The 23,179-nt window shown below is 74.0% G+C and carries 22 protein-coding genes; 4 read left to right on the top strand and 18 right to left on the bottom strand.

The features are described from left to right. Positions 1-8 precede the first annotated feature (8 nt). The 6 genes from BJ959_RS11555 to BJ959_RS11580 all read right to left on the bottom strand — a co-directional run bounded on the left by BJ959_RS11555 (position 9) and on the right by BJ959_RS11580 (position 7,371). Positions 9-1,265: a hypothetical protein gene (locus tag BJ959_RS11555; protein WP_153981971.1), complete on the bottom strand. Its 1,257-nt coding sequence runs from the start codon at positions 1,263-1,265 to the stop codon at positions 9-11. A gap of 34 nt (positions 1,266-1,299) precedes the next feature. Continuing rightward, positions 1,300-2,463, bottom strand: a complete 1,164-nt coding sequence (locus BJ959_RS11560; RefSeq protein WP_153981972.1) for a sensor histidine kinase — start codon at positions 2,461-2,463, stop codon at positions 1,300-1,302. Positions 2,464-2,516: 53 nt separating this feature from the next. Next, the gene (locus tag BJ959_RS11565; protein ID WP_153981973.1) at positions 2,517-3,494 is read right to left on the bottom strand and encodes a hypothetical protein; all 978 of its coding nucleotides are present in this window, start codon (positions 3,492-3,494) and stop codon (positions 2,517-2,519) included. A gap of 6 nt (positions 3,495-3,500) precedes the next feature. Continuing rightward, the gene (gene metX, locus BJ959_RS11570) at positions 3,501-4,700 is read right to left on the bottom strand and encodes a homoserine O-acetyltransferase MetX (RefSeq protein ID WP_153981974.1); all 1,200 of its coding nucleotides are present in this window, start codon (positions 4,698-4,700) and stop codon (positions 3,501-3,503) included. Positions 4,701-4,804: 104 nt separating this feature from the next. Continuing rightward, complete coding sequence (locus BJ959_RS11575; protein ID WP_153981975.1) at positions 4,805-6,124, bottom strand: bifunctional o-acetylhomoserine/o-acetylserine sulfhydrylase; 1,320 nt, start codon at positions 6,122-6,124, stop codon at positions 4,805-4,807. A gap of 125 nt (positions 6,125-6,249) precedes the next feature. Next, positions 6,250-7,371, bottom strand: a complete 1,122-nt coding sequence (locus BJ959_RS11580) for an acyltransferase family protein (protein ID WP_153981976.1) — start codon at positions 7,369-7,371, stop codon at positions 6,250-6,252. A 44-nt stretch (positions 7,372-7,415) separates the two neighbouring features. Between BJ959_RS11580 and BJ959_RS11585 the strand changes: the two genes are divergently transcribed. Beyond that, positions 7,416-8,204 carry an SDR family oxidoreductase gene (locus BJ959_RS11585; RefSeq protein WP_183321989.1) on the top strand — a complete coding sequence of 263 codons (789 nt, stop codon included), beginning with the start codon at positions 7,416-7,418 and terminating at the stop codon, positions 8,202-8,204. Between the two features lie 25 nt (positions 8,205-8,229). Here the strand turns inward: BJ959_RS11585 and BJ959_RS11590 are convergent, their stop codons facing one another. Then, positions 8,230-9,747: an MFS transporter gene (locus BJ959_RS11590; protein ID WP_153981977.1), complete on the bottom strand. Its 1,518-nt coding sequence runs from the start codon at positions 9,745-9,747 to the stop codon at positions 8,230-8,232. 78 nt (positions 9,748-9,825) lie between these two features. On the opposite strand from BJ959_RS11590, the gene BJ959_RS11595 reads away from it, so the two are divergent. Beyond that, positions 9,826-10,530, top strand: a complete 705-nt coding sequence (locus tag BJ959_RS11595) for a uracil-DNA glycosylase (protein ID WP_153981978.1) — start codon at positions 9,826-9,828, stop codon at positions 10,528-10,530. A 27-nt stretch (positions 10,531-10,557) separates the two neighbouring features. Continuing rightward, on the top strand, positions 10,558-11,166 hold the full coding sequence (locus BJ959_RS11600) for a GNAT family N-acetyltransferase (RefSeq protein ID WP_153981979.1): 609 nt from the start codon (positions 10,558-10,560) through the stop codon (positions 11,164-11,166). Here BJ959_RS11600 and BJ959_RS11605 read toward each other — a convergent pair. Continuing rightward, entirely contained in the window at positions 11,157-11,771 is a 615-nt protein-coding gene (locus BJ959_RS11605) for a hypothetical protein (protein ID WP_153981980.1), read from the bottom strand. The genes BJ959_RS11600 and BJ959_RS11605 overlap by 10 nt on opposite strands. A 175-nt stretch (positions 11,772-11,946) precedes the next feature. On the opposite strand from BJ959_RS11605, the gene BJ959_RS11610 reads away from it, so the two are divergent. Continuing rightward, a complete protein-coding gene (locus tag BJ959_RS11610) occupies positions 11,947-13,410 on the top strand; it encodes an amidase family protein (protein ID WP_153981981.1) in 1,464 nt (487 codons plus the stop codon). A 15-nt stretch (positions 13,411-13,425) separates the two neighbouring features. On the opposite strand, the gene BJ959_RS11615 is transcribed toward BJ959_RS11610, so the two are convergent. The 10 genes from BJ959_RS11615 to BJ959_RS11660 all read right to left on the bottom strand — a co-directional run bounded on the left by BJ959_RS11615 (position 13,426) and on the right by BJ959_RS11660 (position 23,134). Beyond that, positions 13,426-14,037 (bottom strand): hypothetical protein, encoded by a 612-nt coding sequence (locus BJ959_RS11615; protein WP_153981982.1) that lies wholly within the window; start codon positions 14,035-14,037, stop codon positions 13,426-13,428. 43 nt (positions 14,038-14,080) lie between these two features. Then, positions 14,081-14,515 (bottom strand): hypothetical protein, encoded by a 435-nt coding sequence (locus tag BJ959_RS11620; protein ID WP_341799882.1) that lies wholly within the window; start codon positions 14,513-14,515, stop codon positions 14,081-14,083. Then, on the bottom strand, positions 14,512-15,969 hold the full coding sequence (locus BJ959_RS11625) for a dihydrolipoyl dehydrogenase family protein (protein WP_341799883.1): 1,458 nt from the start codon (positions 15,967-15,969) through the stop codon (positions 14,512-14,514). Before BJ959_RS11625 ends, BJ959_RS11620 begins: the two co-directional genes overlap by 4 nt. 3 nt (positions 15,970-15,972) lie before the next feature. Next, positions 15,973-16,797, bottom strand: coding sequence for a crotonase/enoyl-CoA hydratase family protein (locus BJ959_RS11630; protein ID WP_153981983.1), 825 nt, complete (start codon positions 16,795-16,797; stop codon positions 15,973-15,975). A 62-nt stretch (positions 16,798-16,859) separates the two neighbouring features. Further along, the gene (locus BJ959_RS11635; RefSeq protein WP_183321991.1) at positions 16,860-17,678 is read right to left on the bottom strand and encodes an arginase family protein; all 819 of its coding nucleotides are present in this window, start codon (positions 17,676-17,678) and stop codon (positions 16,860-16,862) included. Further along, positions 17,675-18,736: an acyltransferase family protein gene (locus BJ959_RS11640; RefSeq protein WP_153981985.1), complete on the bottom strand. Its 1,062-nt coding sequence runs from the start codon at positions 18,734-18,736 to the stop codon at positions 17,675-17,677. The genes BJ959_RS11635 and BJ959_RS11640 overlap by 4 nt, the downstream gene beginning before the upstream one ends. A 41-nt stretch (positions 18,737-18,777) precedes the next feature. Then, the gene (locus BJ959_RS11645) at positions 18,778-19,512 is read right to left on the bottom strand and encodes a PspA/IM30 family protein (RefSeq protein ID WP_153981986.1); all 735 of its coding nucleotides are present in this window, start codon (positions 19,510-19,512) and stop codon (positions 18,778-18,780) included. A 64-nt stretch (positions 19,513-19,576) separates the two neighbouring features. Next, positions 19,577-21,688 (bottom strand): TPM domain-containing protein, encoded by a 2,112-nt coding sequence (locus BJ959_RS11650; protein ID WP_153981987.1) that lies wholly within the window; start codon positions 21,686-21,688, stop codon positions 19,577-19,579. 125 nt (positions 21,689-21,813) lie between these two features. Then, positions 21,814-22,623 (bottom strand): hypothetical protein, encoded by an 810-nt coding sequence (locus BJ959_RS11655; RefSeq protein ID WP_153981988.1) that lies wholly within the window; start codon positions 22,621-22,623, stop codon positions 21,814-21,816. Then, entirely contained in the window at positions 22,607-23,134 is a 528-nt protein-coding gene (locus tag BJ959_RS11660) for a sigma-70 family RNA polymerase sigma factor (RefSeq protein ID WP_153981989.1), read from the bottom strand. Before BJ959_RS11660 ends, BJ959_RS11655 begins: the two co-directional genes overlap by 17 nt. Positions 23,135-23,179: the final 45 nt, after the last annotated feature.

Raw genomic sequence — 23,179 nt, forward strand, 5'->3', positions numbered from 1 at the left:
CGTCAGTGCTAGTGCGGGCGGGCAGCGTCGGCCGGGTTCTCGACCCGGCACTCGATCTCGATGACGAGGGCGCCGTCCGCCGTGCTGTCACTGTATCGCCCGACCCGGTCCAGAGCCTCCCACACACCGGGGTCGACACGATTACGCCGAAGGCCGCTCACCTCGAGGCGCATCGGCACGAGGAGGCCGCCGGGCCCGCTCGTGCGCTGCGGGTCGATCGGTCCGATCGAGACGGTGACCGCCCGCGCCGTGGCCGTGCCCACCGGGTCGGGGGTGAGCAGCCACAGCGCAGCCAGCAGGGCGTCGCGCTGCACGTCGTCGAGCAGCCCCGCGAGGGTGCCGGGATCGCTCACCGTCACCCGCCGACCCAGGTGCTCCGACTCGGTGATCGCGTGGAAGAGCCAGGTCTCTCGCCGGCCCTCGATGAGGTGCAGCCGCAGCTCGGTCGCGAGAGTGGATGCGCGCGCCGCGTAGTTCTCCGGCAGCGGCAGCGGCGCCTCGCCCGAGGCCACGGCCTCCAGCAGCTGCTCCGCGTCGAGGTCGAGCCGGGCGAGCTCCTCGCTCGCCAGCATGCCGACCGCGAGCCGCGGCGCCGTCACGGTCGACTGAACGAGCACGCGGTCGAGCTCGCGCTTCAGCATCCGCTCGAAGCCCTGCACCAGCAGCACGCCCGCGATGCCCGGGCCGATCGCGAGCGCGACCGTCACGGCCTGCGCGGGGATCGTCACGGGGGTCAGCGGGGTCGTGGCGAGGGTCGCCCCGACGAGCGCGATGCCGAGGAGGGCGGTGGCGATCAGGACCTCCCAGCGCGGGCGCAGGGTGACGATCACGAGCAGTACGAAGCCGGCCGAGACGGAGGCCGTGGCGTACTGCCCCACGTTCGCGAGGGGCGCGATCGCGACGATGTCGAGCCAGACGACCGCTGCGAGCGCGGCAAGGAACACGGCGTACAACCAGTCGGGCAGCCGCTCGCCGCTCGCCGAGATGGTGATGGTCAAGCCCAGGAAGGTGACCATGAGCAGCAGCCAGGCCGCGGCGATCGGGAGGATCGAGGGATAGAGGTCGATGCGCAATAGGAACAGGGCGATGCCGATCATCGATTGCAGGGCGGCGATGATGGCGACGCCGAGGCCGAGGAACCCGGAGCCGAGCGCGGAGGCGTGGGTGGAGGTGGGGGTGCCGCGGCGGGTCGCCGAGCGGTCACCGGCGGGGCGGACGAGGCCGCCGAGGGTGGTCTCGTCGGGCGGGGTGTAGCGGCCGCTCATCGCGGCACCTCTGCGGCGCTGGTCGGTCGGTGCCTCATCGCGGCACCTCCAAGACCACGGTCGTGCCGGCGCCGGGGGTCGAGAAGACGCGGGCGCTGCCGCCGACGTCGTGCAGGCGGGCGACGACCGACTCGGTGAAGCCCAGCCGCTCGGTGCCGACCGCGGCCGGGTCGAAGCCGACGCCGGCATCGGTGACCACGGCGCGGATGACCTCGTCGTTCTGCGTGATCGTCACGTCCGCATCCTCGACGCCCGCGTGCCGGCGCACGTTCTCGAGGCACTCGGCGAGGGCGAGCAGGAAGGCGTCGAGCACGTCGCTCGGCAGGAGCACCTGCCCGGTGCCGTGCCAGCGCACCGACAGTCCCATGCGCAGGAAGCGCTGCTTCACCGACTCGAGGGTCGTGCCGAGCGGCGTCTCGCCGACCGGCTCGAGGCTGTATACGCCCGAGAACCGCGGCATCGGTGTCGAGCCGAGCCGCAGCTGCCGCAGCAGCCGGGCGTCCTCCCCGGCCTGCTGGCGCAGCGCGTCGGCCGAGACGCCCACGCCCGAGTGTGCGAGCAGGGTGAGGGTCGCGAGCACGGTGTCGTGCAGCAGTCGCGCCCCCTGGCGTCGCTGCGCCTCGGTCTCGCTGGCCTGCCGCTCGAGCTGATGAGCGCGCCCGATGTTCTCGTTGCGCCGCACCGCGCGCTGCACGCCGACGGTGACCCACAGCCCGATGATCAGGGTGATCACCCAGCCTGCCAGGGTCGCGATGGCTGCGGTGGAGATTAGGCCGCTGGTCGGGCCCGCCGTGGCCACGAGCATGCTGGAGGCGAGCGTGCCGACCGCCCAGAGCACCCAGCGACCGGTGCTCTCGCTCAACACGAGGCCGACACCGCCGAGACCAGCCGCGCCGAGCGGCGCCAACGAGGTCGCGAGGGCGAGCGACGACGGCTGACCCCAGGGCAGCTGCGCCAGCGCGATGACCGCGCAGCCGAGCACGATGCTCAGGGCCACCCAGCCGAGGTGGCCGCTGCGGCCGACCATGACGAGCGCAGCCGCCTGCCCGGCGAGCAGCATGAGCACTGTCGGCAGAAGGTCGGCGTCGACGACGCCCGGCAGAGCCAGGCAGAACGCGGTGAGCGCGACGCCGCTGAGACCGAAGGCGCGGGCGGCGCGCTGCAGCAGGCGCCGACGATCCTTCTCGATCAGCTCCATCGCGCGCTCCTGCGACCCATGCGCTCAGTCTGTCATCCGCGCGCGCCGCGAGCTCAGAGGCCGCACGCGCGCGTGTACGCGTCGTACAGGGCTGCCTTCGTCGCGGCGTCGGCGACGATCGTCACCGTGCCCGGCGTGCCGTCGACCACGACGCCCACGCGGAACAGGGTGCCCTGCTTATCGTCGGCGAGCGCGTGCGCGTCGCAGCGCGCCGGTGTCAGCAGCAGCGGGATGCTCACCGCTCCCGCGCCGCCCGCCGCGCCCGCCGGCAGGGGCGCGCTGGTGATCCGCTCTCCGCTCGCCGCATCGACGAGCCCGAACAGCACGGTGTCGCTGAGGCTCTGCACCGCGACCCGAGACTCCTCGGCGAGTCCGGGCAAGGCGGGTCGTGGCTCGATGTCGAGCAGCAGTCCGATCAGGGGCCCCGCGTCGCGTGCGGGATCATGCCGCACCGCGAGCGCGACCTGCTGGTCGACGGCGACCGCGAGGCATTCCACGGCGACCCAGTCGGCCCATTGGCCGAGCCGGTCGGTGGTGGGCACGGTCACCGCGGCGGTGCTGCCGTCGATGAGCCGAACAACCAGCACGGCGTCGGGCGGCGGTGTGCCGCGGGGCACCGACTCACCGGCGGGGCACGCGACCGCAGTCAGCCGCATCGCGAGGTCGCGCGTCGCCCCGGCGGGGATCACGGTGGTGCGCTCCCGCACGATGGTCGTGGCCAGGGCATCCGAGTCCAGGCGCGCCTCCACGACGGTGAGGGGCACGGCAGCGTCGTTGCGCACCGAGAGCTGGATCCCGCCGCGAGACGGGTCGATGCGCGAGCGGTAGACGTCGGCGGTGACGGTCACGTCGGCGGCCGTCACCGGGCCGGGGAGGGCGAGCGACCCGGGGTTGGCCGGGGCGGCGGGGGAGCATCCGGTGAGAAGGCTGGAGAGAAGGCCGGCGAGAATGCCGCCGACGAGGGCAGTCGCGGCGGGCGCTCCGTGCCGGACGACCGCGAAGCGCGGGCGGAGAGCGGGGGAGCGGCGCACGGTCGACTACTCCGCGAGCAGCGCGGCGAGCGGCGGGCCGACCAGTTCGTTCTCGATGAGGAAGGCGTCGTGCCCGAACGGTGACGAGATGACGTGCGCCTCGGCACCGTGGATCGTGCGCGGCAGATGGGCCGCGATCTGCCGCGACTGCTCGACCGGGAAGAGCCGGTCGCTGTCGACGCCGATCACGAGCGCCGTTGCCGTGACGCGGGCGAGGGCCTCGGCGACCGATCCGCGCCCGCGGCCGACGTCGTGCGCGTTCATGGCTTCGACCAGGGTGATGTAGCTGCCGGCGTCGAAGCGGCGGGTGAACTTGTTGCCGTGGAAGTCGAGATAGCTCTCGACCGCGAACCGGCCCCCCTTGCCGAGCGGGTCGAGCACGCCCTGCCAGGAGCGCTCGAACCGCTCGTTGAGCTCGGTCGGCGAGCGGTAGTTGAGAAGCGCCATCCGCCGCGCGAGCGCGAGGCCCCGGTACGGGCCCTCCGGTTCGTCGTAGTAGTCGCCGTCGCGGAACAGGGGATCCATGCGGATCGCCTCCAGCTGCACCGAGTTCAGCGCGATCTGGTCGGCGCTCGAGACGGCCGTCGACGCGAGCACGGCCAGCCGTTCGACCCGCTGCGGATGCTCGATCGCCCACTCGAGCGCGTGCATGCCGCCCATCGACCCGCCGATGACCGCCGCGAACCGCTCGATGCCGAGGGCATCCGCGAGCGCCACCTGGGCGGCGACCTGGTCGCGGATCGTCAGGTAGGGGAACCGCGAGCCCCACTCCGCGCCGTCGGGGGAGAACGAGGCCGGGCCGGTCGAGCCCTGGCACCCGCCGAGCATGTTCGGTGCGATCACGAACCAGCGGTCGGTGTCGACGGCGAGGCCGGGGCCGACGATGCCGCCCCACCAGCCAGCCGTCGGATGCCCGGGGCCGGGCCGCCCGATGACGTGGCTGTCGCCGGTCAGGGCGTGGACGATCAGCACCGCGTTGTCGCGCGCCGGGCTCAGGGTGCCCCACGTCTCGTAGGCGAGCCGCGCATGCGGCAGGGTCGCTCCCGACTCGAGGGCCAGGGTTCCGACCGCGGCGAACTGCCGGTGGCCGGGGTCGTCACCCTCCCGCCACGCGCCCGTCGTCGGCGGGGTGCCCAGCAGCGAGCGCCGGTTGGCCTCGGTGATGAACGCCGAGGGCACCGTGTCTTCGCTCGTCTGCCAGTCCATGCTGCGCTCATTCTCTCGCAGAACGACCAGCGCCCCCGCCTTGTGGCCTGAGGGTCACAGTTCGGCGGGGGCGCGGGCGGGGTGGTGCGCTGCGGTTCTGCGGCCTACAGCGCTGCGTTTGCCGCGACGACCGCGCGGGCGGCGGCGAAGCCGTTCTCGAGGTCGGCGATGATGTCGTCGATGTTCTCGAGGCCCACCGAGAGGCGCACCAGGCCCGGGGTCACGCCGCTCGTCAGCTGCTGCTCCGGCGTCAGCTGCGAGTGGGTGGTCGAGGCCGGGTGGATGATCAGGCTGCGCACGTCGCCGATGTTGGCGACGTGGCTGAACAGCTCGACGGAGTCGACGAGCGCGCGTCCCGCATCCACCCCGCCCTTCAGCTCGAACGAGAGCACCGCACCCACGCCCTTCGGCGCGTAGGTCTGCGCGGTCGCATACCAGGGGCTCGACGGCAGGCCCGAGTAGCTGACGCTCGCGACGTCGGGGTGGGCCTCGAGCCACTGCGCCACGGCGACGGCATTCTGCACGTGCCGCTCGATGCGCAGGCTGAGGGTCTCGATGCCCTGGATCAGCTGCCACGCGTTGTCGGGCGAGACGGCGGCGCCGATGTCGCGCAGCAGCTGCACGCGGGCCTTGATGATGTAGGCGATGCCGTCGCCCAGCACGCCGGTGTAGCTGGCGCCGTGGTACGAGGGGTCGGGCTCGGTGAGGCCGGGGAAGCGGTCGACGTGCTGCGACCAGGCGAACTTCCCGCCGTCGACGATGACACCGCCGAGCACCGTGCCGTGACCGCCGAGGAACTTCGTGGCCGAGTGCACGACGATGTCGGCCCCGTGCTCGAGCGGGCGGATCAGGTACGGGGTGGCGATGGTGTTGTCCACGATGAGCGGCAGGCCGTGCGCGTGCGCGACGTCGGCGACCGCGCGGATGTCGAGCAGGTTCACCTTCGGGTTGCCGACGGTCTCGCCGAAGAACAGCTTGGTGTTGGGGCGCACCGCGGCGGCCCACGCCTCCGGGTCGTCCTGGTTCTCGACGAAGGTGACCTCGATGCCGAGCTTCGCGAGCGTGTAGGTGAACAGGTTGTAGGTGCCGCCGTAGATCGTCGACGACGACACGATGTGGTCGCCCGCCTGCGCGATGTTGAGCACCGCGTAGGTGGTGGCCGCCTGGCCCGACGACAGCAGCAGGGCCGCGGTGCCGCCCTCGAGCGCGGCGATGCGCTGCTCGACGACGTCCTGGGTCGGGTTCTGGATGCGGGTGTAGATGTTGCCGAACTCGGCGAGGGCGAACAGGTTCTTCGCGTGCTGCGCGTCGTTGAAGGTGTAGGCGGTCGTGCGGTACACCGGGGTGGCGCGCGCGTTGGTGACCGGATCGGGCTGAGCGCCCGCGTGGATCTGCAGGGTCTCGAACTTCCAGCTGGCGGTCATGGGGATCTCCTCGTGGGTCGGTGGAACGCCTCGAACGGTACGCCCGGCCTCCGGACCCGGCAATGCGGGCCGACACACGCCGTAACCTGCGGAGGCCCGTCGGGGCCTGACGAGCTCCGTCGCGCTCAGTCGAGCCGGTCGCGCCGCGAACCCGTCGGGTCGGTGCGCGAGGGCTGGATCAGGAGCGGGCCTGTGCGCGCATCCAGATCGGGTCGGAACAGCCAGCGAGGCCGCGGCTCGACGATCGGCCGGAACACGCGGCGCACCGGACGGGTCGACAGCAGCGTGGTGACCGCGATCGCGAACAGGATCATGCCCACGAGCCACGGCCAGTCCGAGCGGTCCTCGCCGCCGATGACGCCGCTCTCGCGGATCGGGTAGAGCACGAAGCTGTGCAACAGGTAGACGTACATGGTCGCCTGGCCGAGCGGAGTGATCGCGACGGGACGGCGCGGCACGAGCACGAGCACCGCCGCCGACAGCAGCACCGCCAGCCCGATCAGCGCCAGCCGTACCAGGCTCGCCCACCAGTCATCGACCCCGAGCCCGGTATAGGACTCGTCGTAGAAGAACCAGTACCGCAGCTCGATCGCCCGCCAGAGGTCGATGAAGGCGATCAGTACGGCGAGCCAGGCCGCCAGCGCGACCACCGCTGCCGTGCGCACGAGCACGGTCGGCGGGGTCGCGACGCGCCAGCGGTCGATGAGCCCCCACTCGTGCAGCTTCCAGCCGAGCACGAAGAACGGCAGGATGCCCAGGGCCCGGGCGAGCGAGAAGGTGGCTCCGACATTGTCGAAGTACCCCACTCCGACCGAGATCAGCACCGCCCACAGCAGGGGCCATCGCACGAGCGCCAGGTAGGGAAGCACGAGGCGGAAGATGCCGAGCGCGAGCAGGAACCAGAGCGTCCACGAGGGTCGCGTCGGGTTGAGCGTCCAATTGCCCTCGACGATCGCCTGCACCGCCGTCCAGACGGTCTCGAAGATCAGGTACGGGATCACGATGTCGGTGATGACCCGCTGCATCCGGCGCTCGGTCGGGGGACCCGGCTTCGAGAAGTAGCCGCTGATCAGCGCGAACAGCGGCATGTGGAATGCGTAGATGAACAGGTACACCACCAGCGCCGCGTCGGAGTCGGCGATCAACCGCTGGATCGCGTGGCCGATCACGACGAGCGTGATGGCGATGAACCGGGTCGTGTCCCAGAGCGGCACGCGCGGGCGCGCCGACAGCGATGCTCCCCCCATGACCGGCAAGGGTACCGGCCCGTGCTCGGCGGTACCGTGGAGCCATGACGAGCGACAGGACTCTGACCGCGGTGGTGACGGGCGCGAGCTCGGGGATCGGAGCGGCCACGGTGCGGCTGCTCCGCCAGCACGGCTGGCGGGTGATCGGGGTCGCCCGCCGGGCCGACCGGCTGGAGGCGCTCGCCGCCGAGTGCGGCTGCGAGACGGTGGTCGCCGACCTCACCGATCAGGCGGCGGTGGATGCTCTCCGCGTCCGCGTCGAGGCCGCAGGGCCCGTGCACGCCGTGGTCGCCGTCGCCGGCGGAGCGATTGGCACCGCCACGGTCGAGGCGGCCGACCCCGCCGACTGGATGCGCATGTTCGACATCAACGTGCTGAGCGCGCAGCGGGTCATCGCGGCCTTGCTGCCCGCGCTGCGGGCCGGGGCGCGCGAGCGCGGAGTCGGCGACATCCTCGCCATCACCTCGACGGCGGGCCAGATCGCCTACGAGACGGGCGGCGGGTACAACGCGGCCAAGTTCGCCCTGCGCGGGATGATGCATGCCCTGCGCCTCGAGCTGGCCGGCGAGCCGCTGCGGGTCATGCAGGTCGCCCCCGGCATGGTCAAGACCGACGAGTTCGCCCTCAACCGATTCGGCGGCGATGCGGCCAAGGTCGCGGCGCTGTACGAGGGCGTCGAGCAGCCGCTCACGGCGGACGACATCGCGGCCGTCGTCGTGCACGCCCTCGAGGCGCCCGGGCACGTCAACCTCGACGAGGTGACCGTGCGGCCGGTCGCGCAGGCGGCGCAGCACAAGCTCGTGCGCGGGCCGCTGCGCGTGCGCGAGGACTAGGCCCCGGCCATCCGCCGCCGGCCGTTCAGGGCCGCGACACGGGAGCGTCGTCGATCTCGGCGGGCGCGTCGCTGAAGGCGAGCCTCGGCACGACGAGCAGCGCGACCGCAGCCACGACGGCCGTACCGCCGCAGATCGCGAACACCACGAGGTAGCTGCCGAGGGTCGACGCGGTCTCGGTGACCGCCTGCCCGGCCGTCATGGCCAGCACGACGGCGAACACCGCGCTGGCGAAGGCGCCGCCGATCGTCTTCGTCGTGTTCGTGAGCCCGGTCGCGATGCCGGTCTGGCCGAGCGGGGCCGCGGCGGCCGCGGCGGCCGGCAGGGCGGCGACGAGCGCGCCCGAGCCGATGCCGGCGACCACCATGTTGAGCGTGACCCCGACGACGGTCGCGTTGTTGACGAGGAACGCCAGGTACCCGATCGCGACCGCGATGGTCGCGGCGATCATCGCCACGCGCGGAGTGGTGCGGCGCGACACCAGCGGGAACAGCAGCGCCCCGATGATCATCGCGACCAGGTACGCCCCGATGATGTACGAGCGCTCCGAGGCGTCGAGGCCCAGCCCGAAACCGTTCGCCGGGTCGGTGCCGGCGAACGTGCTCAGCGGGGCCTGGGCACCCAGGATGCTGATGCCGACCAGGCCCGCGGTGAGCTGCACCGGCCACATGCTCGGCTGCCGCAGCACGCGCAGGTCGATCGCCGGGTCCGGGTGCTTCAGCACCCAGCGGCCGAACGGGTACAGCAGCACCAGGCCGGCCGCCATGAGCGCGTAGACCCACCAGGTCGCCGGACCGTTGATGCGCAGGAAGGTCAACCCCGAGGTGACGGTCAGCAGTGCGATCGTCAGCAGCACGAAGCCCGTCGTATCGAGCCGGCGGCCCGGTTGCGGGGTCGATTCGGGTACGCCGAACCAGATGACGAAGAACGCCACCGTCACGGCGATGGCCGGGATCGACAGGGTGAGGGCCACGTTCTCGTTGAAGGCCGCGAAGATGCGTGCACCCCCGAGCGCGCCCGCGATGGCGCCCGCCTCGAGCGCGACCACGAGGTAGCCGGCCGCGCGCCGCGTCTGCGATGCACCCGTGTCGGTTCGGCGGCCGCGGTCGAAGATCAGCGCCACCTCGAGCGGCAGCCACACGACGTAGAAGCCCTGCAGCGCCCACGCGATCAGGAACACCCAGAAGGTGTCGGCGAACACGAGCCACCAGCTCGCGCCGGCGGTCAGCACGGTCGAGATCAGCAGGATGCGCTTGTGGCCGACCATGTCGCCGAGCTTCGCCAGCACCGGAACGACGAGCGCGCTCAGCAGTAGCTGGGCCGCCTCGAACCAGTTGAAGTCGGCATCGCGGATGCCCAGGTACGCGACCAGATCGGAGATCAGCGGCACGTAGTAGCCCTGCAGCACGCCGCTCACGAACTCGACGAAGAACAGGTACCCGACGAGGCCGAACGTGATCGCCCCCGCCTTCCCCCGCAGTCGCGACGGTGCGCCGGTCGCGGTCGACGGGATGCTGGACGAGACGCTCGCGGGCTCGGTCATCCCGTGATGCTAGCGCGCGGCCGCCGCGACCGGGGACGGGCGGCCGGGGCCGACGGTGCGGGCCGGTAGCGTGCTCGCATGAGCGTGCCGATCCCGCCGCCCTCCCTGCGGGGGATGATGGCCGACGACTGGGCCGGGGCCCTCGGCCCCGAGGCGCCGCGGGTGCACGCGCTGCTCGCCGAGCTGCGGGTCGGCGCGGACGCCGGGCGGCCCTTCCTGCCCGACGAGCGGCACGTGCTGCGCGCCTTCGCCCGGCCGCTGCGCGACGTGCGGGTCGTGATCGTGGGGCAGGACCCGTACCCGACGCCGCACCACCCCATCGGCCTCGCCTTCGCCGTCGACGCCGCCGTGCGGCCGCTGCCGCGGAGCCTCGCGAACATCTACCGCGAGCTGCACGACGACCTCGGCATACCGCCCGCCGCCCACGGCGACCTCAGCGCCTGGGCCGATCAGGGCGTGCTGCTGCTCAACCGCGTTCTCACCGTCGCGCCGGGGAGTCCGGGGTCGCACCGCGGCCGAGGCTGGGAGGACGTCACCGCCCGGGCGCTGCGGGTGCTCGCCGAGCGGGGCGGCCCGCTCGTCGCTGTGCTCTGGGGGCGCGACGCAGCGGCGGCGGGGTCAGTGCTGGAGGGGGTTCCGACGGTCGTGAGCGCGCATCCGAGCCCCCTCTCGGCGGGCCGGGGGTTCTTCGGCTCGCGTCCGTTCTCGCGGGTCGACGCGATGCTGCGCGCGCAGGGCGCCGCGCCGATCGACTGGCGGATCGGCGCGCCCGGCTTAGACTGACGCGGCAGACAGGGGAGGAGGCGCGCCATGCTCGCGGAGGAGTACGAGCGGCGTCGCACGCCGCCCCCGCACCTCCGGCCCCGCCCGGAGCCCGAGCCGCCCTTCAGCTTCACGGTGCGCGAGGCCGTCGAGGCCGACCTGCCGCATGTGCGCGAGATCTACAACCACTACGTCGCCAATTCGACGGTGACGTTCGACGAGTCGCCGTGGTCGCTGGCGGATGTCCGCGGGAAGCTCGCCCGCGTGCGCGAGCTCGGCTACCCCTTCCTGATCGCCGAGGCCCCCGGCGGCACCGTGCTGGGCTTCGCCTACGTGCTGCCGTGGAAGGAGAAGGCGGCGTACCGCTTCACGGTCGAGAACTCGATCTACCTGGGCCCCGCGTCGACCGGCAAGGGCCTCGGCACCGCGCTGATGCGCGAGCTGCTCGACCGTGCCGAGGCGGCCGGGGTGAAGGAGGTCATCGCGGTCATCGCCGACCGCGGCGCCGAGGGCTCGATCGCCCTCCACGAACGCTTCGGCTTCGTGCAGACCGGGTCGATGGGCCGCGTCGGCTTCAAGTTCGGCCGCTGGCTCGGGGTCGTGATGATGCAGCGCTCGCTGGGGCGCCGCGGCCGCAGCCGAGCGGCTCAGCGGTAGACGGCCCCGTCGACCTCGGCGGCGAGCACCTCGGCCTGCTCGAAGCTGGCCGGGCCGCCCACGACGCTGATCACCGAGATCCAGCTCTCCTGCGTGACGACGTTGAGGATCGCCGGCGCGAGCCCCTGCTCGTCGCCCTGCTGGCTGTAGGTGACGGCGGTGTCGAGGATCGTCTCGTTGAGACCCTGGTCGGTGAGGTCGTTGACGATGCCCGCGCGGGTGGCGGCCGTGACCGGGGCGACGCTGATCGCGATGCTCGACAGGTCGTCGTCCTCATCGGCGAAGACGCACGTGATGCCTCCGGCGAGCTGCTCGGGAGTGGCCTCGAAGAAGTACTCGTTGCCGAACCTGCTGCCCGGGCCGCCGAGCAGCTCGAGACCGTCGGCGGTGAAGGCCTCGACCCGGCTCGCCGGGAGGATCTCCGTGCAGTCGGCCGGCAGGGTGAAGGTGCGGGCGACGGGCTCGGGCTCGGCGCTCGACGTCTCGGTGGGCGTCGGCTCGATCGTCGGCTCGGCCACGACCGGCTCGGGCTCGGGAGCGCAGGCGGCGAGAGCGCCGATGAGGACGAACGCCGCAGTGCCGGCGAGGAGTCGCTGGACGACCATGGTGCTCCTTGGGAACAGGCTTCGTCGAGGGCGCGCGGTGGTACGCGCCGCTCGTCACGGTAGCAGTCGGGTGCCCGCCGAATCGGTGGCGGACGGGCCTCTCCGGGCCCTCGGTGCCGTTCGTTGCCGAATCGATACACGCTCCCCACCGCGCGCGCGCCCGTAGGCTCGACGCGTGCCCGACCTGCATGATCTGACGGCCCTCGAGCAGGGCGAGCTGCTGCGGCGGCGCGAGCTCGGTGCCGAGGAGCTCGTGCGGCACTATCTCGACCGCATCCAGCGCGGCAACCCGGCCGTCGGCGCGGTCACCGGCGTGGCGGAGGAGCGCGCGCTCGCCCGGGCCCGCGCCCTCGATGCGGCGGATGCCCGCACGGCTCCGCTCTGGGGCCTGCCCCTGCTCGACAAGGAGCTCGTGCGCCGCGCGGGCCAGCGCACGACCTTCGGCTCGCGCCTGCTCGCTGACCACGTGCCCGACGCCGACGATGAGCTCGTGCAGCACCTCGACGCGGCCGGCGCGATCAGCCTCGGCACGAGCGCCGCCCCCGAGTTCGGTCTTCCCTCCTACACCGCCTCGCTCATCGCCCCGCCGGCGCGCAGTCCCCACGCCCTCGACCGGGGGGCGGGTGGCTCGAGCGGCGGCGCGGCGGCGGCCGTGGCCGCGGGCCTGGTGCCGTTCGCGCCCGGCAGCGACGGGGGCGGCAGCATCCGCATCCCCGCCGCCGCCTGCGGCGTGGTCGGCCTGAAGCCCTCGCGCGGCCGGGTGCCGGCGGCGAGCGGGCTCGACCGCCTGGCGGGCCTCGTCGTCGCCGGTCCGATCGCGCGCACCGTCGCCGACGCTGCGCTCATGCTCGACGCGCTCGTGGCGGCGGCACCCTGGCCCCATGCGACGCGGGCGCCCGTCGACCCGCCGCTGGCGTCGGGCGGCCCGCACCCGCACAGCGGGCCGCTGCTCGGCGCGGCCGTGCGGGGCGAGGGGCGGTACCAGCTCGGCGTCATGACCGCCTCGCCATGGCAGGAGGACGTGCCGATCACGATCGCGCCCGAGGCGCGCTGGGCGCTCGACCGGGCCATCGAGGGCTTCGCGGCGCTCGGCCACGGGCTCGACGACATCGACCTCGCCCCCGAGCCGGAGTACGGCGCCCACTTCCGCACGATCTGGAAGGCGAGCGCCGCCGGGATCCCGGCGCGCACCGAGGGCGAGCTCGCCCTGCTCGAGCCGCTGACCCGCTGGCTCGTCGAGCAGGGGCGGGCGATGCCCGCGACCGAGCTGGCGGGCGCGCTCGACTGGCTCGCGGGTTTCGAGCGGCGCGTCATCGCCCGGCTGCGCGCGGTGGATGCGGTGCTCACGCCCGCCCTGGCGCTGACCCCGCGCCCCCTCGACTGGTACGACCCGCACGATGCCGAGCGCAACTTCGCCCAGCAGGTGCAGTACACGCCGTGGACGAGCTTCGTGAACGTGGCGGGCCTCCCCGCCCTCGTGCTGCCGGTCGGGCTGACGCCGCCCGACGCGGCGGACCCGGGCGTGCCGATGGCGGTGCAGCTCATCGGCCGGCCGGGGGGCGAGGCCACCCTGCTGGCCCTCGGCGCGCAGTGGGAGCGCTCCGGCCGCGGGCGCATGCCCCGCCCCGCCGTGTGGTGATCGCCGGGCCGGCGCCTAGGGCAGCAGCTGCGCAGCCGCGTCGAGCGTGAGCGTCTGCGACTGCCCACCCGAGAACACGCTCGCGAACCAGAGGTCGTCGGTGATGAGGTGCGACTCGTTGTACGAACCCACCTCGAAGGTGACCTCGATCGAGTAGAGGTCGCCGCCGGGCACCGTCGACGCGGTGTAACCGGCGGCCGTCAGCGTGGCGATGACCGTCGACCGGGTGGCCGCGTCGAGCCGGGCGATCGAGGTCGTGGAGCCGCTCTCGCTCTGCGGCAGGATCCAGGTGCAGCTCACCCGTTCGGGGATCGTGGAGAGGATGCCCTCCAGCGTGGCGTCCTGCGTGCCCCAGCCGCCCATCCCGGGGCTGCTGATGTCGCCGGAGGAGGTGCGGCCCTCGCCAGTGAGCGTCGCGACCAGGGCGGCCGAGTAGATCGTGTCGCAGTCGGGCAGGGCCGCCGTCTCCGCGGTCGGCGATGCGCTGGGGGTCTCGGAGGGTGAGGCCGTCGTCGTCGGGCTCGGGCTCGGCGCGGGGGTCGGCGTGCACCCCGTGGCGGCGAGGGCGAGAGACACGGCGATGGCCGGGGCCATAAGGGCGGAGGTGCGCAGCGATCGGCTCAGCATGCCGTCAGGGTAGTGCGGGGCCCTGCCGCGCGGGTATAGGCAATTATCGGTAGCCGCCCTTCTCGAGTCCGGCCTCGATCTCGAACCGGTTCGTGCGGCCGTCGAGGCCCGCGGCGAAGTACAGCGGGATGAACGCGAGCCCGTAGCGGCGCCACTGCGCCCGGTGCACGGCCTCGTGCTCCAGCACCTCGGGGCGGGTGTTGTCGCGGGTCAGGTAGGCCGCCCCGATCGTCGTGCCCCCGCGCCCGAAGGCCCAGCGGGGGAGCCCCGCGCAGACGATCACCCCGCCCCGCCGCGACACCCGGAAGCCGCCCAGCAGCGCGCCCCACGTGACCCCGGCCGCGGTCGCCAGCCAGTAGCCGGGCCGCGCGACCACCGGGTGCAGGCCGACCGCCCGCACCGCCCGATTGGCCGCCAGGCGGTCGACCGCGTGGGCGGCGCGCCCTTTCCGGGGTCCGTCGGCGGATGCGGCGCTCACGGCCGCCCGTAGCCCTCGAGCAGGCGCAGCCACACCTCGGAGAGCGTCGGGTACGAGGGCACCGCGTGCCACAGCCGCGCGAGGGGCACCCGCCCGACGATCGCGATCGTGGCGGCGTGCAGCAGCTCGCCGACGTCGTCGCCGACGAGGGTGAACCCGACGATCACGGTCTCGTCCTCGTCGACGACCAGGCGCGCCGTGCCGCGGTAGCCCTCGCCGTGCACGGTGGCGCCGGCGAGCCAGCCGAGCTCGTAGTCGACGACGCGGGTGCGCAGACCGCGCCGCACGGCCTCGGCCGCGGTGAGGCCGACGCTCGCGACCTCGGGGCTCGTGAAGGTCACCTGCGGCACGACGACGTGGTCAGCGGTGGCGACGTGGCGGCCCCATTCACCGTCGTCGACGGATGCGCCGCTCGCGCGCGCCGCGATCACGTCGCCCGCGGCCCGGGCCTGGTACTTGCCCTGATGGGTGAGCAGCGCCCGGCGGTTCACGTCGCCGACGGCGTAGAGCCAGTCGTGGCCGAGCACCCGCAGGGTGTCGTCCACCTCGAGCCAGGAGCCGGGCTCGAGCCCGACCGTCTCGAGCCCGAGGTCATCCGTCGCCGGGGCGCGCCCGGTGGCGACGACCACCTCGTCGACCTCGAGCAGGCGCCCGTCCGGCAGGGTGAGGCCGACGGTGCCGTTGTCGCGCCGATCGACGCGCGTCGGGCTCGTGCTCAGAAGCACCTCGGCTCCCTCTGCCCGCAGGCGCTCCGCGACCGCCTCGCCTGCGAACGGCTCGACGTCGGCGAGCAGTCCGCTGCGGGCCAGCAGGGTCACGCGACTGCCGAGGCTCGTGAAGGCGGTGGCCATCTCGCAGCCGACCACGCCGCCGCCGATGATCGCGAGCCGGGCGGGAATCGCCTCCGTGCTGGTGATCTCGCGGGAGGTCCAGGGGCGGGCGGCGGCGAGACCATCGATCGGCGGCAGGCTGGCCGTGCTGCCCGTGCAGATCGCGACCGCGTGGTGAGCCGTCACGGTGCGGGTCGAACCGTCGGAGGCCGTGATGGCCACGCGGCGCTCGCCGTCGAGCCGCGCGCGGCCCCGGGCGAGCGCGATGCCCGCCTTCTGCAGCCACCGCACCTGGCCGGCGTCGTCCCAGTGGGCGGCGACCGCGTCGCGGCGGTCGAGCACCGCGCGAGCATCCACCGCCCCGGTCACCGCCTCGCGGGCGCCGGGCACGGCATGGGCTGCCCGCCGCACGCTGCCCGCGCGCAGGAGGGCCTTGGAGGGCATGCACGCCCAGTACGAGCACTCGCCGCCGACCAGTTCGCTCTCGACGATGAGCACGCTGAGACCGCCCTGCACGGCGCGGTCGGCGACGTTCTCGCCAACGGCACCCGCGCCGATGACGACCAGGTCGTAGGAATCCTGCGCGGGCAGGTCGGTCGCGGCGGTGGCCGTCAGCGGGCGCACGGCCTACCGCCCCACGAACTCCGGGTCGGTGCGGGTCAAGAAGGCCTGCATGCCGATGCGGGCGTCCTCGGTCTGCATGAGACGCACGAGCTCGCCGGGCAGGCGCGCCTCCGCCACCGCCTCGCCCTCGCGAACGGCCAGGCGGGCGTTGGCGAGGGTCGCCTGCACCGCGAGCGGGGCTTGCGCGGCGATCCTCTCCGCGAGCTCGCGCGCCCGCTCGAGCTGCCGGCCCGCCGGCACGACCTCCTGCACGAGGCCCATGCGGTGCGCCTCAGCGGCATCGAATCGGTCGCCCGTGAGCATCCAGCGCATGGCATCGCCCCAGCCGGCACGCGCGGCGAAGCGGGTCGTCGCGCCGCCGAACGGCAGGATCGCGCGCGCGACCTCGAGCTGGGCGAACACGGTGTCGTCCGCGGCGACCACGATGTCGCTCGCCAGCGCCAGCTCGATGCCGAGGGTCAGGCAGGTGCCCTGCACGGCGAGCACGACCGGCTTGCGCACGCGCGAGCCGTCCATGCCCCAGGGGTGGATGCCGCCCTCGGGCACCATCGCGAGCCCCTGCGGGCCGATGCGCGGCACGATGTCGGCGAGGTCGAGGCCGCCGGTGAAGTGGTCCCCGTGCGCGTAGACGACCCCGACCCGGAGGCTGTCATCGCGGTCGAGCTCGCCGTACGCGAGGGCGAGCTGCTCGAGCATGGCGACGTCGGCGGCATTGCGCTTGTCGGCGCGGTTGAGGCCGATCAGCAGCAGGTGGCCGGCGCGGTCGACGGTGACCCGCGGGGCGTCGCCACCGGTCGACGGGCCGGGGGAGGGGATCGTCTCGGTCATGCGCGCCAGCGTAGTGCGGGGCGTCGAGCGGTCGTCGGGATTTGTCGACGGCCCACGACCGGTCAGCGCGTGAGAGCGGCCAGGATGCGCAGGATGACCGAGAGGTCGTCGCCGAGCGCCTCGTCATCGCCGTCGATGCTCGCGACGGGGGCGAACTCGGTGAGCCCCGCCCCGGCCAGCGGCAGCGCGGCGCGCGCGGCGCCGAGGGCAGCCGTGAGCTCGTCGAGTGCGAGCCCGAACGGGGTCGGAAACCCGACGCCCTCGAACACTCCCGGGTCCAGCACGTCGAGGTCGACGTGGGCGTAGAGCACCGGCTCCCGCCCCGCGGCGCGGGCGGCCTCGGCACGCTCCGCGACCGCGGCGCCCACCTCGGCGGCCGTGACGCGGCGCAGCCCGGCGCTCGCGATGAAGTCGGCCTCCGCGTCGTCGAGCTCGCGAACGCCCAGCAGCAGCACATCGGCGGCATCGACGAGACCCTCGTCGATCATGCTGCGCAGCACCATCCCGTGGAAGGCGCCGCTCGGTGAGGTCTCGGGGGTGTTCAGGTCGCCGTGCGCGTCGGCCCAGAGCAGCACGACCCGCCCGGCCCGTGCGGCATGCTCCACCCCGGCGTACTCGACGCCGCAGTCGCCGCCGATCACGACCGCGGGCTCGTCGAGGCCGGCGAGCTCGCGCTGCAGGCGCTCGCGCACCAGCCGGATCGCGCTGAAGCGCAGGATGCCCGTGCCCTCGCTGTCCCCGGCCTCCAGCGGAACGTCGATCACGCGGGTCGCCGTGCTCGGCAGGTCGCGGCGGATCGCCTCGGCGCCGTCGACCAGGCGCATCGCGCGGGCCGAGCCCGAGCCCTGCCACTGCGGGACGACCAGGAAGGTGCTGCTCATGCGCCCAGTCTGGCACTGCCGCCGCGCGGCAGCGCGAGGTCGACGAGGCCCGAGAGGGCGGCTTCGAGCGGCCCGCGCCGACGCAGCCGGTCGCAGGCGACCCCGAGCGCGATGCCGGCGGCGGTCAGCACGACGAGCAGCGGGATGCCCACCGCGGGCTCGAAGAACCCGGCCGGGCCGAGCGGCTCGAGCAGGGCGATCACGAGGACGTGCCCGACGTAGACGCTGAGCGCGACGCGGCCGAGTGCGGCGACGGGAGTGCCGAGGGCCGTGACCGCTCTCGGCACCCGCGGCGAGTCGAGCAGCAGCAGGGCGCCCCCGACCACCGCGATCGCGAGGCCGCCCGCTCCGAGCAGCTCGGCCGTCGTGCCGCTGTGCGCTGCAGCCTCGACCCCGGGCAGCACGGCGGCGGCGCCGTAGCCGGCCAGGCACGCGGCCGCGCCCAGACCGAGCATCAGCACCCGTACGCGGGCCCGGTGCAGGCCCGACCGCGCGCACAGCAGGCCCACGAGCAGCAGCGGCAGCCACAGCAGCGCCGGGTAGTAGCCGGTGAGGAGCCAATCGAGCAGCACCGCCGCGCCGTCGGGCGCACGCGTCGGGCCGGTCGGGCCCGCGCCGGTGACCGCCACGACCTGGTCGCGCACGAGCGGCGCGAGCACGAGGAATCCGGCCGCGGTCGCGGCGAGCAGCCAGCGCGGGGCGAGCAGCAGCGGCAGGAGCAGCAGGAACATCACACCGTACGCGTCGAGGATGATCGCGATGCCGCTGGGGAGCATCCACAGCAGCAGCCCCGCCAGCAGCAGGAGGACGGCGCGCAGGGCCAGTCGTGATCGGGCCCGCCGGCCGCCGGAGTCAACGGGACGCTCGCCGCCGGTGACGACGCCCAGGGCGAGGCCCGCGACCACGGCGAACAGCACGGAGGGCCGCCCGTCGACGAGCAGCTCGGCGCCATCGCCCGCGCGCGGCCAGGTGTGGGCGGCCATCATGCCGATGACGGCGAGGCCGCGGGCCGCGTCGAGCCCCTGCAGTCGCGCGGCGGAGCCCGGGGCGGCCGTCACGGCGCGCCCCGGGCTCGATGCGGTGCTGATGAGGGCTGCCGCTACTGGCCGATGGCCTGCTGCGCGCCGCCCGACTTGAGGGCGGCGAGGCGGGCCTCGATCTCGGTCTGCGTGCCGAGGTCCTCGAGCGACTCGAACTGCGCGTCGAGGGTCGAGGCCGCGAGCTCCTGCTGCCCGAGCACCTTGGCCTCCTCGCGGCGGATCTTCTCCTCGAACCGGCCGAGCTCGCTCGTCGGGTCCATGATGTCGATGCTCTTCACCGCGTCGATGACCTGGCTCTGGGCGTCGGCGATCTTGGCGCGGGCGATCAGCTGGTCGCGCTGCGAGCGCAGCTCGGTGAGCTTGCCCTTCATCGCCTCGAGCCCGCCCTTGAGGCGGTCGACGATCTCGGTCTGGCTGGCGATGGTCGGCTCGACGGCCTTCGCCTCGCTCTCGGCCTGCAGCTGCTTGCCGAGGGCGACCTTCGCGAGGTTGTCGAACTTGTCGGCGTCGGCCGTGTTTCCGGCGGCGCGCAGCTCGTCGGCCTTCGTGCTGGCGGCGATGGCCTTGCGGCCCCAGTCCTGCGCCGCCGCGACGTCCTCCGCGTGGTCCTGCTCGAGCAGGCGCAGGTTGCCGATGGTCTGCGCGATCGCCGCCTCGGCCTCCTGGATGCTCGCGGTGTAGTCGCGCACCATCTGGTCGAGCATCTTCTCCGGGTCCTCCGCCGCGTCGAGCAGGGCGTGGATGTTGGCCTTCGCGAGCTGCGCGATGCGGCCGAAGATGGACTGCTTGGTCATGGGTGCTGCCTTCCTGTCGGTGGTTCGGTGGTTCGGTGGTCTGTCAGGGGTCGGGTGGGCGGTATCAGAACCGTCCGCCGCCGCCGCGGCGGCCGGAAGAGCGGGGGGCGGATGACCGGCGCGCGCCGCTCGACGAGCCGCCGCTGCTGCCGAAGCGGGGGCGCCCGCCGCGGAAGCCGCCGCTGAAGCCGCCGCCGGAGCGACCGCCGCCTCCGCCGCTCAGCAGCCCGCCGATGATGCCCCCGATGATCGCCTCGCCGACCCCGCTTGAGCCGCCGCTGGTGCCGAGCCCGCCGAGGGGGCCGCTCGGGGCGAGGGAGGCGCGCAGGTCGCCCTCGGCCGACTGCAGGGCCTGGCCCGCATAATCGAGCGCGCGCTGGGCCGCCTCGAGTGCCGCCATCGGGTCGGCAGTGCGCCGCTGCACAGCGATCGCCTCCTGAGCCTGCGCCTCGGCGAGCCGCGCGCGGGCGGCGGCGCCGACGGCACCGCGGTGTGCGGCGATGTACTCGCCGGCGCTGCGGATGCGGGCCGACGCCGACGCGAGCGTGCGATCGAGGGCGGCCTCGGCCGTCGCGCGTCGTTCGGCCTCCTCCCGCGCGCCTGCCAGCTGCGCGTCGAGCACGCGGTCGGCGGCGACGACGCGTTCGAGGGCGGCGATCGGGTCGTCGGTCGGGGCGGCGGCGAGGGCGGCCTCGGCCGCGGTCAGCGCGCTCGCGAGGGCGGAGCCGGTCGCCGCGCCGGAGCGCAGCGGCTGCGCGGCTGCGATGCCCGCGCGCAGGTCCTCCTGCTGCGCCGCGAGCGCGGTCCGCGCGGTCGCCAGGTCGTCGGCGAGCGTCTGCACGCCGGCGGTGGCGCTGGTCAGCTGCCCCAGCGCGAGCTGCGCCGACCGCACGTCGATGGCGGCCTCGCTCGTGCTGCCCGCCTGCTGCTTCTGCGCGGCCTCCGCGAGCTCGGTGTCGACGAGGGCGAGCAGGCGGCGGGCCTGGGCGGGAGCATCCGCAACGCTGGCGATGGCGTTCGCCGAGAACTCGCCGCGCAGGCGCGCGACGGTGGACTCGGCGGCCTCGATCGCGGCCGGTGCGGCCTCGCGGCCTCGCGTCACCTCGGCGATGGCGCCGGGCAGGTCGCTCTCGACGTCGCGCAGGGCCTCGAAGGCCTCCTCCTGCGCCTCGAGCAGGTCGTCGGCCTCGTCGCACGCGGTGATGATCGCCAGCAGGGTCGCGCGCTTCTGCTCGTCGGTCTCGGGGCTCTCGTCGTCGAGCTCGCGGCGCAACCGGAAGGCTTCGCCGACCAGCTCCTTCGCCCGGGTCAGCGCGGTGCGGAACCCCTCGGTGGGGGCGGCGCCGAACTGCGCCTCGGCGAAGCCGAGCTCCTGCCCGCTCGTCGTCAGCGCGTCGTCGACCTGCACGAGGCGCCGCGAGGCGGTCTGGTCGAGCTCGGCGATCGACTGGCGGTCGACGTCGGCGGTGACGGGGGCCTTCTTCCGACGGGCGCGGGCGATCAGGTACCAGGCGACGCCGATGCCGCCGGCGCCCAGCGCGATCGGGAGGATTGGGATGCCGCCGCCCTGCTCGGTCGGAGCCTCCTCGCCGCCCGGCGGCACTCCGGGTTCATCCGTGCCGGGCTCACCGGGCGTCCCGCCGGGCTCGTCGACGGTCGAGAGCGCGGCGGTCAGCGTGTCGGCGTAGGCGATGATGCCGTCGGCCCAGCGGTCGTCGCGCAGCTGCGCCACGAGGGCGTTCTCGGCTTCGGCGAGCACGGCGTCCGACGCGGGGAAGGCAGCGCCGATGCTCGTCGCGTACTCGCGCGACTCGACCGCGATCGCCAGGAGCGCGTCGCGGTCGCCGAGCCCCGAGAGCGCGGCGGTCTCATCGGCCCAGGCCAGGCCGTCGAGGGCGTCGTCGAAACGGTCGACGACGATCACGAACAGGGGAGCGTCGCCCGCCTCGAAGAGCCCGTCGAGCGCGTCCTGCACCCGTTGCTCGTCGCCCGCGAGCACGCCGACTTGGTCGAGCACGTAGGCGCCCTCGAGGTCGGTCGGAGGGGCCGCCGTGGCCGGCGCCACGGCGCCGAGCGGGAGGGTGCCGAGCAGCAGGCCGGCCGCGAGGGCGCTGATCGTGAGCGCCCGCGGGCCGCGCGAGCGCGCATCCCGGTACCGCAGTGCCTGGTGGGTCATCGCGTGCCCTCCGCCGTCTCGGGTGTCGGCGCCGCCGCGGAGAGCGGCGGTGCTGGTGCCGCGATTCTAGCCAGCGGGGGTAGCCGTGCGTCGAGTGCTTCTCGACTCCCGATCCGTCGAACGTCTCACTCGACGCGCAGCGGAAGCGCGGGGGAGACGAGCATCGTGGTCGGTCCGTCGCTCGTGCTCCGCAGCGACACCCTGAGCTGCACGGTGTAGTCGCCGGGCGGCAGCGGCGCCCCGTCGGTGCAGGCGACGGTGACGAGGCGCACCGGCAGCTCGAGCACCGCGCCCGGGTCGAGCGTCGTGCTCAGCCCGGCGTCGCCGACGATGCTGGCGGCACCGACCACGATGCCGTCGCGCAGCAGCACGGAGACCGCCTCGGGGCGGGTGAGCACAGCGCGCGGCTCGGCGCCGGTGTTGATGATGCGGACCGTGCCGCTCGGCCCGACGGCGGTCGCGTCGGATCCGAGCTGGGAACTCCCGGCAGGCGCGATCGCGGGCAGCAACGCTTCCAGTCGAAGCCCCTCGGAGGTCGAGACGGCCGCTGACGCCGGCTCGCCGCACGTCGGCTGCCCGTTCTCGGCAGCGGGTGCGCCGCCGGCCTGCCCGGTCGCGCCGCCGCCGTCCCGCTCACCCTCCTCGCCGCCGTGCTCTCCACCCAGCAGGTCGACCGATTCCGGGGCGGGCGCATCCTCGGCGCCCGTGGTCGTCTCGCCCGCGGCGATCAGCACCGGAGGGGCGACGGCCGCGACGGCGATGCCGCCGAGTCCGAGCCCGCCGACGAGGGCGACCGCGCCGAGCCCGATCACGCGCGGGCGGCGCCGGGCGCGCGCGGCGCGGGCGACCGCCTCCACATCGATGACGGATGCGCGCGGCGCGTTCGCCGCCGCATCGTCGCGCAACGCGCGTCCGAGGTCATCCAAGCCGGACATTGCGACCCCCTCCGGGCTCGGCGAGCGCGGTCGCGAGCTTCGCGAGCCCGTCGCTCAGGTACCGCTTGACCGCCCCGGCGCTGATGCCGAGGTCGGCGGCGATGTCGTCGACCTTGAGGTCGCCGTAGTACCGCAGCACGACGCACGCCCGCTCGCGCGGGCTGAGCCCGTCGAGCTGGGCGCGCAGGTCGATGCGGGCATCCGTCGCCGTGTCGGCCGCGTCGGCGAGCTCGGGGCGTGCGAGCAGCGGCGCCGCGGCCCGCCAGCGCGCAGCACGGCGGCCGCGGTCGAGCCAGGCGCTCGCGATCGCCCGCCGCACGTAGGCCTCGGCGTGGTCGATGGCGAACCCGTTGCGGAGGCGGCCGAAGGTGGCGACGAGTCCGGTCTGAACGAGGTCGGCCGCATCGTCGGCGTTGCCGCACAGCACGTAGGCGTAGCGGTTCAGCGCGTCGCCCCGCTCGGCGACGAGCGTCGCGAGGGTGCGCTCCCACTCGGCCTGCTGCGTCGCCATCGCCTTGCTCCTCCCGCCGCGCGGGTGCGCGGCGGACTCAGACTC

This window comes from Microcella frigidaquae, assembly GCF_014200395.1.
GTDB lineage: Bacteria > Actinomycetota > Actinomycetes > Actinomycetales > Microbacteriaceae > Microcella > Microcella frigidaquae.